This is a genomic window from Rhodoplanes elegans, from assembly GCF_016653355.1.
Taxonomy (GTDB): Bacteria; Pseudomonadota; Alphaproteobacteria; order Rhizobiales; family Xanthobacteraceae; genus Rhodoplanes; species Rhodoplanes elegans.
In genome coordinates, this window is sequence record NZ_NHSK01000124.1 from 1 (window position 1) to 9,619 (window position 9,619).

The window sequence follows — 9,619 nt, forward strand, 5'->3', positions numbered from 1 at the left end:
CCCCACCCACCCGGACGCCTCCAAGGAGGTGCTGGCCGCCAAGCTCGCCTCCACGGCCAGCCTGATCGAGCGGATGACGGCGCTCGCCGTCTTCGTCGCGCTCCTGCTCGGCGTGTTCCTGGTGGTGAAGCCGTTCATCACCGGCATCCTGTTCGGGGGCATCCTCGCCATCGCCACCTGGCCGCTGCGCGACCTGCTGGTGCGGCACGGCTCGTCGACCGTGCTGGCCGCGAGCCTCCTGCTGCTCGCTGCCATCGCCACCATCGGGCTGCCGGCCGTGTTCCTGGCGCCCGGCCTCGCCGAGCGGCTGGTGAAGGGCCTGCAGCAGGCCCAGACCTATTTCGCCGGCATGCCGGAGCTGCCCGGGTGGCTCGCCAACATCCCGTTCATCGACGAGCCGATCCGCCGCGTCTGGACCGACCTCGCCGACCCGAGCAGCATTGTCCAGGAGGTGTTCAAGTCCTACTCGGCGGAGCTGCAGCGCGCGCTCGTCGAGATCGCCAAGGCGTTCGCCGACGGCATCTTCCAGGTGCTGGTGTCCCTCGCGGTCGCGACGCTCCTGTGGCTGCAGGGCGAGACGATCGGCCACGCCATCCGCGACGTGACGGTGCGGCTCGGCGGCGACACGGCCGGCGCGGCGCTCGACACGGCGGCCGATTCGGTTCGCGGCGTCGCCTACGGCATCGTCGGCACGGCCGCCATCCAGGCCGGCCTGATGACGTTCGGGCTGCTGCTCGCCGGCGTGCCGGGGGCCGGCGTGCTCGGCTTCGTCTCCATGCTGATCGCGCTCAGCCAGTTCGGCATCCTCTTGGCGATCATCTGGGGCGGCGCCGGCTGGTGGCTGTTCACGCTCGGCCACACCGGCTGGGCGATCTTCATCGTCGCCTGGGGCATCATGGTCTCGACCGTCGACAACGTGATCCGCCCCTGGCTGGTCAGCTTCGGGGCGGCGCTCCCCCTCACCCTGATCATCTTCGGCGTGCTGGGCGGCTTCCTCGCCTTCGGCTTCCTCGGCCTGTTCATCGGCCCGACGCTCCTGGGCGTCTTCGTCAATCTCCTCGACGCCTGGCGCCGCGCCGCCGCCCCGCCGACCACGACCGCCTCGGTCCCACCCGCCGGCCCCTCCGCTTTGGCGCAAGGCATCGGGGCCGCGGTGCCGACGCCGGCCGCGACGAAGGATGCGCTCGCGCCGGGGGAGTGAGGGAACGGGACCGGCGTCGGCGTGAGACCGGTGTGCGCCTCCGCCTTGCGATACTGTAGCGTATACGCTACATTCGTGCAGGGTCGAGGTGAGCGACGATGACCGAGGTCTACCAGACCGAGGCGTTCTCCCGTTGGCTTCGCGGCCTGCGGGACGTCAAGGCGCGGCAGAAGATCGTCGTCAGGCTGATGCGACTCGCCGACGGCAACCCCGGCGACGTTGCCGCGGTCGGCAGTGGGATCTGCGAGCTTCGCGTTCACCACGGCCCCGGCTACCGGGTCTACTACGCGCAACGCGGTGATGCCTTCGTCGTCCTCTGCGGCGGCGACAAGTCCTCGCAGTCCCGCGACATCGAGACGGCGCGACTGGCATTGACGGATTTGGAGAAGGACGATGCCTGAACTGAGAAAGTTCGACGCCGCAGAGTTTCTCGACACCCAAGAGGACGTGACCGCGTTCCTGGCCGAGGCGTTCGAGACCGGGGACGCGTCGTTCATCGCCAAGGCGATCGGCACCGTGGTGCGGGCGCGCGGAACGACCGAAGTCGCACGCGAAACGGGGCTCTCACGGGAAAATCTCTATCGCGCCCTCAGTGGCGAGACGCGGGTCGAGTTCGACACCGTCATGCGCGTGCTGGGCGCTCTCGGGCTGGAGCTCGAGCCGAAGCAACGCGCGGCCTGACTGGTTTCGAGCAAGCCCGGTCTCGAAGTCACTCTGCCGCCGCGGCCACCCGGAATGGCACCGCTGCGACGATGGCGTCGGCGGCGTCTCGCGAAACGCCGGATCGCGGCGCAGCGCGTCGATGGTGCGGCGCGACTGGAAGGCGGCGCCGTCGAGATCCGACCAATCCTCCGCCGCGAAGACGAGCACGGCCGCGGCGTTGCGCATCGCCTCGTCGCTCGTATCGCCGGCCGTGATCACGCCGGGCACGTCCGGGAACGACACGCCGTAGCAGCTCTCGCGGTCCTTGTGGATCAGCGCGATGTAGTGGGACATCGGATCAGTCTCGGTCCCAACCAGCTGTTTGGATATGCCCGCCCCTACCTCACCAGCTCCCGCATCGCCCTGTCGAGCCCCTCCAGCGTCAGCGGGAACATGCGGCCGCCCATCAGTTGGCGGATCATGCGGATGGAGGACGTGTACTCCCACTGGTCCTCGGGCACCGGGTTGAGCCAGACGCAGGCCGGGTAGGTGCGGGTGACGCGGTCGAGCCAGACCTGGCCGGCCTCCTCGTTCATGTGCTCGACCGAGCCGCCCGGCGTCACGATCTCGTAGGGGCTCATCGAGGCGTCGCCGACGAAGATCACCTTGTAGTCGTGCGGATAGGTGTGCAGCACGTCGAAGGTCGGCGTCGTGTGGTCCCAGCGCCGCTTGTTCTCCTTCCACACGCGCTCGTACAGGCAGTTGTGGAAGTAGTAGTACTCGAGGTGCTTGAACTCCAGCCGCGCGGCGGAGAACAGCTCCTCGGTCAGCGAGATGTGCCAGTCCATCGAGCCGCCGATATCGAAGAAGGCCAGCACCTTCACGGCGTTGTGGCGCTCGGGGCGCATGTGGATGTCGAGATAGCCCTTGTGGGCCGTGCCCTTGATGGTGCCGTCGAGATCGAGCTCCTCGGGCGCGCCCGTGCGCGCGAACTTTCGCAACCGCCGCAGCGCGACCTTGATGTTGCGGGTGCCGAGCTCGACCGTGTCGTCGAGGTCCTTGAACTCGCGCTTGTCCCACACCTTCACGGCGCGAAAATTCCGGTTGGTCTCCTGGCCGATGCGGATGCCTTCCGGGTTGTAGCCGTAGGCGCCGAACGGCGAGGTGCCGCCGGTGCCGATCCACTTGTTGCCGCCCTGGTGGCGGCCCTTCTGCTCGGCGAGGCGCTGCTTGATGGTCTCGAGGAGCTTGTCGAGCCCGCCGAGCGCCTCGATCTGCGCCTTCTCCTCCTCGGTGAGGTATTTTTCGGCGAGCTTCTTCAGCCAGTCGGCCGGGATCTCGGCCGTGATCGCCTCGGCCGTCGACTCGAAGCCCTTGAACACGGTGCCGAACACGCGGTCGAACTTGTCGAGATTGCGCTCGTCCTTCACCAGGAGGGCACGCGACAAATAGTAGAAGTCCTCGACCTTGCGCCCGGCGAGGTCGGCGTCCATCGCCTCCATCAGGGTCAGGTACTCGCGCAGCGTCACCGGCAGGCCGGCGCTCTTGAGCGCATGGAAGAAGCTGATGAACATGCCGCCCTCCGGCCCGGGCCGGTCGGGCCGCGGGCGTCGCACGCATATCGCGCCGCGCCAGTATAGCGGGGTGGCCCCGGCGGTCGAGCCGAACGCCCCCGTTCGCGGAACTCCGCCAACCCCCTGACGTTGAGCCGAAGATCGCGGCCGACGCGTCGCGGCGATCGCGACGCGTCCTCCAAGTCGGCCCCCGCGTTCAATCGTCGAAACAACAGCACCGGCGCGGCGCCCGCCGCGCCCGACAGGGATGGCGTCGCCATGCAGAACCAGTCCAGGCCCGGCTCGACCTCACCGTCGCAAGCGACCTCGGGATCATCCGGTGCGGGCGGATCGTCCGCGGGCGGACCGTCCGCCGGCGCGCGTCCGGGAGGCCCGCAGGCGGGCAGCCCGCAAGCCGGGAGCTCGCAGGACGAGCTGCGCCGCGACGCCGAGCAGGTCGCCGAGGAGGTAAGGCAGGTCGCGGCGAATGCCAAGAACGTCGCCGGCAGCGTGAAGGACGAGGTGGTCTCGGTGGCGGCCGACATGCGCGACCAGGCCGCCGCGATGGCCGAGCCGCTGCAGCAGAAGGGGCGCTCGCTCGCGGAGGAGCAGAAGCAGGCCGGCGCGCAGCGCGTGCGCGGCGTCGCCCGGGCGATCTCCTCGGCCGCCGACGACCTCGACGACGAGATGCCGCAGGCGGCCGCGTGGATTCGCCGCGGCGCCTCGCAGCTCGAGACGATCTCGCAGTCGGTGCGCGACAAGAGCGTCGAGGATCTGGCCCGCGACACCGAGCGCTTCGCCCGCAACAACACGGCCGCCTTCTTCGGCCTGTCGCTGGTCGCCGGCTTCGCGCTCGCCCGCTTCCTCAAGAGCGGCGCGCCGGAGACGACCGGCCACGCGGGCACGACCGCGAGCGCGTCCGGATCGCCGCGCCGCACGACGAGCCCGCCCCTGCAGCCGCATCCGGGCAGCGCGGCCGGCACGTCGCCGCGCAGCCCCGCCGCCGCGGGCCCCGGCGCGCGAACCAATCCGGCCGCCTTCCCCCACAACGAGTTCTGAGGAGAGACGTCATGGGTCTCGAAGACACCCGTCTCCACGACCAGCCCGTCCACGACCGCCGCGTCCAGGATCATCGCTCCGTTCCGGCGCTGTTCACGGATCTGATTCAGCAGGTCACCACGCTGCTGCGCACCGAGACGCGGCTCGCCCGCACCGAGATGAGCGAGAAGATCGGTCAGGTCGGCACCGGCGTGGCCCTGGTCGCGGTCGGCGCCGTGCTGGTGATGCCGGGCCTCGTCATCCTGCTGCAGGCCGCCGTGGCGGCCATGATCGATGCCGGCTGGCAGGCCCATTGGGCCGCCCTCCTGGTCGGCGGCGCGACCCTGCTGGTCGGCGCCATCCTGGCGCTGGTCGGCGCCGGCCGGTTCAAGGCCGAGAACCTGACGCCGAACCGCACATTGTCCCAGCTCCAGAGCGACGCGGCCGTCGCGCGCAATCAGGTGAGGTGATCCGATGCCGACCGCTCGCGAGATCGAGACCGAGGCCGAGCGCCAGCGCGCCCAGCTCTCCGACACGCTGGAGGCGCTGCGCGACCGCATGACGCCGGGCGAGATCGTCGACCAGGCGATGGAGTTCGCCCGCGGCCACGGCGGTGGCGAGTTCGTCCAGAATCTCGGCCGCCAGGTGCGCGCCTCGCCGCTGCCGGTGGCGCTGGTGGCGACCGGGCTCGCCTGGCTGATGTTCGCGCCACGCCGCGCGCCGGCGCCGTCGATCGTGCCGGAGCCCTCCCCCTATCCCGGCCCGACGACCCGCACCGCCTCGCAGTACGACGGGGCCGGCACGGCCCGCCACGCCGCCGATACGGCGAGCAGCGCGGCACAGGCGGCGGCCGGCAAGGCACGCGGCGCCTATTCGTCGATGGCGTCCGGCGCGAGCGGTGCCGCCACGTCGGCCCGCGATGCGGCCGGCAGCGCCTACGAGGGCGCGAGCGACGCCGCCGGCCGGGCCGCCGGTCTCGCGTCGAGCGCCGCCGACGGGGTCCGCCGTGGCGCCCATGATCTCGGCGACCGTGCGACCGGGGTCGGGCGCGGCGCCTACGACGCCGCGTCGGGAGCCTACGAGCGCGCCGCGGACCTCGGCCACGAGGCCTACGACCGTGCCGCCGATCTCGGTCAAGGTGCGTATGCGCGCGCCCGCTCGGTCGGCGAGAGCATCGCCGATCAGGCGTCGCACGCCCAGGCCGGGCTGATGCGGATCGTCCGCGAGCAGCCGCTCGTGGTCGGCGCCGTCGGCCTCGCGCTCGGGGCGCTCATCGGGGCCGCGATGCCACGCTCGCGCACCGAGGATCAGCTGATGGGCGAGGCCGCCGACGACATGAAGCAGGCGGCCTCGGAGGCGGTGCGGAGCTACTACGGCGAGGCCAAGGACGCGGCCGGCCGCGTCGCCGAGCGGGTGCGCGACGCGGCCGAGGAGCAGGGTCTCACGACCGGCTCCGCACAAGGCGCGGCGCAGGGCGTGGCGCAAGACCTCCGCGAGCGGGCGCGGGGCCTCGGCGACAAGGCGAGCGAGCTCGGCGACAAGGTCGCCGCGGTCGCCGACGCCGCCAAGGAGAGCACCCGCGAGGAGCTCGAGCACGCCAAGGAGAAGCTCGCGGGCGACGTCGACAAGGCGACGGGCAAGGATGCGTCCGGCAGCAAGAGCGAGCCCAAGCGCGACGCGGCGCAGCGCAGCCCCGAGCCGGCTGGTGCCGGCTTGGCGACGGCAGGTGCCGGCACACGGTCAGCTCCGTCTGGGCCGGGTTCGGCGACGCACTTCACCTCGCCGGGTTCGCCCGCCACGAGCTCACCCTCGCCGGCGACCACGCCGGGCGCGAGCCGCCCGAACCAGCCGGGAAAGCGGTCCTGATCACGAATCCACGGCCGGCCCGTAAAAGGGCCGGCCGGCTCCCGTTCCAGCCATCGAGCAGACCAGCGCGACCCGCCCGGCGACCACGCACCCGATGAAGCCCCCCTCCCCTCCACCGGACCGGTCGCCGCTCGTGGTGCTCGGCCTCTCGGCCGCGCTGCTGGCGCTCGGCTACGGCCGCCGCGAGGCGGCCCCCACGACGGCGCTGCGCCGCGACGATCTCTCCCCCTCGAAGCAGCGCCCCAAAAGACGCGGCTGGTGGCCGGCCCTGAAAGGCGTCTACCGGCGCTTCTCCGAGGATCGCGTCACCTCGATCGCCGGCGGCGTCACCTTCTTCGCGCTGCTGGCGCTGTTCCCGGCGATCGCCGCGCTGGTCTCGATCTACGGGCTGTTCACCGATCCGCGCCAGCTCACCGGGCAGATCGATCAGCTCTCGACCGTGCTGCCTGGCGGCGCCATCGAGGTCGTCGGCGGCCAGCTCCAGCGCCTCGCCGAGCAGGGCCGCTCCAGCCTCGGCGTCGCCTTCCTGATCAGCGTCGGTGCCGCGCTGTGGAGCGCGAATGCCGGCATGAAGGCGATCTTCGATGCGCTCAACATCGTCTACGACGAGGACGAGAAGCGCAGCTTCGTCATGCTCAACGTGCAGTCGCTGGCCTTCACGCTGGCCGGCCTCGTGCTGATCCTGCTGGCGCTCGCGGCCGTCGTCGTCGTGCCGATCGTGTTCAGCTATGTCGGACTGGAAAGCACCGCCGCGACGGTCGTTCAGTGGGGCCGCTGGCCGGTGCTGCTGCTCGTCCTCGCCTTCGCGCTCGCCGTGATCTACCGGTTCGGCCCGAGCCGCCGCACCGCACGCTGGCGCTGGATCTCGTGGGGCAGCGCCTTCGCGGCGATCGCCTGGCTCGGCGCGTCCGCGCTGTTCTCCTGGTACGCGGCGAACTTCGGCAGCTTCAACGCGACCTACGGCACGCTCGGCGCGGCGATCGGCTTCATGACCTGGATCTGGCTGTCGTCGATCGTGATCCTGGTCGGCGCCGAGCTCGATGCCGAGCTGGAGTGCCAGGACCCCGAAATGCCGCGCAAGTCTCCCGAGGGCGGGCTCGGTCGCGCCTCCCGCACCTGAGAGCCTGACTCGAAATTCGGCCTTTATTGACAGGGTCTGGCGAGGCGGCGGGTGGGGAGCCGCAGGTGTGCGACGAGGAGCCAAGCGGTCGCTGTCGCGATGGATCGCTCGAAATCCTTCGCCAAGCGGCGGCAGCGGCCGAACCAGGCGAATGTTCTCTCGACCACCCACCGGCGCGTCAGGAGTTGGAAGCCTTTGACGCCGCGCGGCCGCTCGAAGATCTCGATGGTCCAGCGGCCGCAGGGGGCGAGCGCCTCGACGAGCTTCTTGCCGCGATAGATGCCGTCGGCGAGCACGAAGCCGAGCCTGGGGGACCTTGATCCGCAGGCGCTCGACTGGGCAGCCCGCATGCGGTGAACGGCCTCGCCGGCCGGCAGGACGGTGCCGACGCCATCTGGGCGATCGACTTCGACGAGAGGCTCGACGACCCGGCGATCCGCGGCTGGATGGGTGGCCTGCTCGTGTTCCGCACCTGCACGCCGACGGTCCCCGGGCCGCCGCCCGCGCCGATCGGCGCGACGCCTCCGACCCCCGGGCCGGGGCAGCAGGCCGCCTTCCCATGGCCGGGCATGCCGGACCTGCCGCCCGGGCCCGGCCCCATCGGGCCCGGTCCGGACGGTCCGTGGCCACCGCCGCCGCTCTGTCCGGTCGGCACGCATCTCAAGGAGAACGGGCTCCAGTGCTGCCCGCTGAACCAGATTCCGGGGCCGACCGGCGCGTGCCGGTCGCCCTGCGCCAACGGCTCGACCACCGACTCCGACGCGTCGGCATGCCTGCAGGGATTCCAGCCGACCGGCCTGCCACGGCCCAACGGCATCTGCTGGAACGGCACGGCGCCGGTTCAGATCGCCGGCTGCCCTCCGGCCTCCGAGCTGTGCTGGAAATGCCCGAAGTCTCCGCTGAAGACCTGCCCGGCCGGGTGGACGGAGGTGGTCGCCTCGCCGGCCAGCCCGGTGGGCCACGGGACCGGACCCGACGCGGCCGGCCAGTGCAATCCCGGCGTCGTCGTTCCGCCGCAGTGGTTCCTCGATTACGTCGCGACCGGAACGGGGCCGTGCATCCCGCCCAACTGCTCTCGTTTCGAGTTCACGGTCACGGGTCGCGGCGGATTCGGCCGCGGGTCGCTGACGCAGCGGATCACGCTGCCGCCGGGCTCGGCCTTCGCCGCGCCGCAAGTCACCACCACGGGGCGCCATTGCCCCGCCTCGGCCGTCGCCTGCCGGAAGGCCGGCGACGTCGTCACCTGCAGCGTCGAGGACTGCGGGCTCGCGTCCGGCGATCAGGTCGCGATCCGGTTCGAGGGGCGCGTCGCCCCCGACGTCACGGCACAGCCGCCGGCCCCGATCGAGCGGACCGCGTGCGGCGAGCTCGACTGGCAGGCCGCCGCCGGGCCGGTCTCGCCGCCGCGCCGACCTGGCGACCCCGACCGAACCCAGGAACGCCCGCGGCCGCAGGAGACCCCGCCGGTGACCGCCGGCCCCGGCCAGCCCGGCGGCGCCACCACGAAGCGGGCGTGCTGGACGATTCGCTTGATCGGTCAGCCGGTCCAGCCTTGTGCCAGCGGCTATGTCCGCACCCGCGACGACCAGTGCTGCCTCGCCGGCCAGATGACGACGGCCGGGGTCTGCTGCCCACCCGCCACCGTCCCGCGCGGCGGCCAGTGCGTGCCGCGAGGGACGCCGATCCCGCCGGAGCAGCGGCTCGTCCCCGACCCGGGCGGCGATCCCGGGCGCTGCCTGCCCGGCCAGCGTTGGGACACGCGGCGCCGCACCTGCCTGTCGATCTGTCCGGAGGACCGCGTGTGGACGGGCCGCGGCTGCGCCTGTCCGCCCGGCACGGTCGAGCGGCGCGGCCGCTGCGTCGGTGCGCCGGAGCAGACCTGTGGTCCGAACCGGACCGGCGTGTGGCCGAACTGCTGTCCGCCCGGTCAGCGCTGGGACGGTCGGCGATGCCTGTCGCCCGACATCGGCGCGTGCCCGCCGGACAGCATCGGCCGCGTTCCGAACTGCCGCTGCCGGCCGCCGCTGGTCGGCGTCCCGGGCCAGTGCCGTCCGGCCGAATGCCCGCCCGGCACCACCGGGATTCCGCCGCGGTGCAAGCCGATCGTGCGGTGCCCGGCCGACAGCGTGGGCGAGCCGCCGAACTGCCGCTGCCGGCCGCCGCTGATCGGGGCGCCGGGACGCTGCCGTCCGGCCGAGT

General features: G+C 72.0%; 9 protein-coding genes and 2 pseudogenes. 8 read left to right on the forward strand and 3 right to left on the reverse strand.

From position 1 onward, the window contains the following. From CCR97_RS16245 to CCR97_RS16255, 3 genes are all read left to right on the forward strand, one after another. A partial coding sequence (locus CCR97_RS16245; protein WP_201159647.1) for an AI-2E family transporter occupies nt 1-1,201 on the forward strand: 1,201 nt, incomplete at its 5' end. 98 nt (nt 1,202-1,299) lie between these two features. After that, nucleotides 1,300-1,602 carry a type II toxin-antitoxin system RelE/ParE family toxin gene (locus CCR97_RS16250; RefSeq protein WP_111355395.1) on the forward strand — a complete coding sequence of 101 codons (303 nt, stop codon included), beginning with the start codon at nt 1,300-1,302 and terminating at the stop codon, nt 1,600-1,602. Further along, on the forward strand, nt 1,595-1,882 hold the full coding sequence (locus CCR97_RS16255) for an addiction module antidote protein (RefSeq protein ID WP_111355396.1): 288 nt from the start codon (nt 1,595-1,597) through the stop codon (nt 1,880-1,882). Before CCR97_RS16250 ends, CCR97_RS16255 begins: the two co-directional genes overlap by 8 nt. Here CCR97_RS16255 and CCR97_RS16260 read toward each other — a convergent pair. Both CCR97_RS16260 and CCR97_RS16265 read right to left on the reverse strand, forming a co-directional pair. Further along, entirely contained in the window at nt 1,766-2,197 is a 432-nt protein-coding gene (locus CCR97_RS16260; protein WP_244670486.1) for a type II toxin-antitoxin system HicB family antitoxin, read from the reverse strand. The genes CCR97_RS16255 and CCR97_RS16260 overlap by 117 nt on opposite strands. Nucleotides 2,198-2,241: 44 nt before the next feature. After that, nucleotides 2,242-3,417 carry a vWA domain-containing protein gene (locus CCR97_RS16265; RefSeq protein ID WP_111355397.1) on the reverse strand — a complete coding sequence of 392 codons (1,176 nt, stop codon included), beginning with the start codon at nt 3,415-3,417 and terminating at the stop codon, nt 2,242-2,244. A 258-nt stretch (nt 3,418-3,675) separates the two neighbouring features. On the opposite strand from CCR97_RS16265, the gene CCR97_RS16270 reads away from it, so the two are divergent. The 4 genes from CCR97_RS16270 (at nt 3,676) to CCR97_RS16285 (ending at nt 7,420) form a co-directional block, all read left to right on the forward strand. After that, nucleotides 3,676-4,455 (forward strand): hypothetical protein, encoded by a 780-nt coding sequence (locus CCR97_RS16270; RefSeq protein WP_201159648.1) that lies wholly within the window; start codon nt 3,676-3,678, stop codon nt 4,453-4,455. Between the two features lie 11 nt (nt 4,456-4,466). After that, nucleotides 4,467-4,904: a phage holin family protein gene (locus CCR97_RS16275; RefSeq protein ID WP_111360745.1), complete on the forward strand. Its 438-nt coding sequence runs from the start codon at nt 4,467-4,469 to the stop codon at nt 4,902-4,904. A gap of 4 nt (nt 4,905-4,908) precedes the next feature. Further along, nucleotides 4,909-6,300, forward strand: coding sequence for a DUF3618 domain-containing protein (locus CCR97_RS16280; RefSeq protein ID WP_201159649.1), 1,392 nt, complete (start codon nt 4,909-4,911; stop codon nt 6,298-6,300). Between the two features lie 94 nt (nt 6,301-6,394). Then, a complete protein-coding gene (locus CCR97_RS16285; protein ID WP_201159650.1) occupies nt 6,395-7,420 on the forward strand; it encodes a YihY/virulence factor BrkB family protein in 1,026 nt (341 codons plus the stop codon). Nucleotides 7,421-7,443: 23 nt separating this feature from the next. Here CCR97_RS16285 and CCR97_RS16290 read toward each other — a convergent pair. After that, nucleotides 7,444-7,737, reverse strand: a pseudogene (locus CCR97_RS16290) (transposase); the annotation flags it as partial. A 36-nt stretch (nt 7,738-7,773) separates the two neighbouring features. Here CCR97_RS16290 and CCR97_RS16295 point away from each other — a divergent pair. Further along, a pseudogene (locus tag CCR97_RS16295) lies at nt 7,774-9,619 on the forward strand (hypothetical protein); the annotation flags it as partial.

Coding starts and splice junctions, on each gene's coding strand:
- CCR97_RS16250 (WP_111355395.1), top strand. CDS start 1,300: ATGACCGAGGTCTACCAGACCGAGGCGTTCTCCCGTTGGCTTCGCGGC.
- CCR97_RS16255 (WP_111355396.1), top strand. CDS start 1,595: ATGCCTGAACTGAGAAAGTTCGACGCCGCAGAGTTTCTCGACACCCAA.
- CCR97_RS16260 (WP_244670486.1), bottom strand. CDS start 2,197: ATGTCCCACTACATCGCGCTGATCCACAAGGACCGCGAGAGCTGCTAC.
- CCR97_RS16265 (WP_111355397.1), bottom strand. CDS start 3,417: ATGTTCATCAGCTTCTTCCATGCGCTCAAGAGCGCCGGCCTGCCGGTG.
- CCR97_RS16270 (WP_201159648.1), top strand. CDS start 3,676: ATGCAGAACCAGTCCAGGCCCGGCTCGACCTCACCGTCGCAAGCGACC.
- CCR97_RS16275 (WP_111360745.1), top strand. CDS start 4,467: ATGGGTCTCGAAGACACCCGTCTCCACGACCAGCCCGTCCACGACCGC.
- CCR97_RS16280 (WP_201159649.1), top strand. CDS start 4,909: ATGCCGACCGCTCGCGAGATCGAGACCGAGGCCGAGCGCCAGCGCGCC.
- CCR97_RS16285 (WP_201159650.1), top strand. CDS start 6,395: ATGAAGCCCCCCTCCCCTCCACCGGACCGGTCGCCGCTCGTGGTGCTC.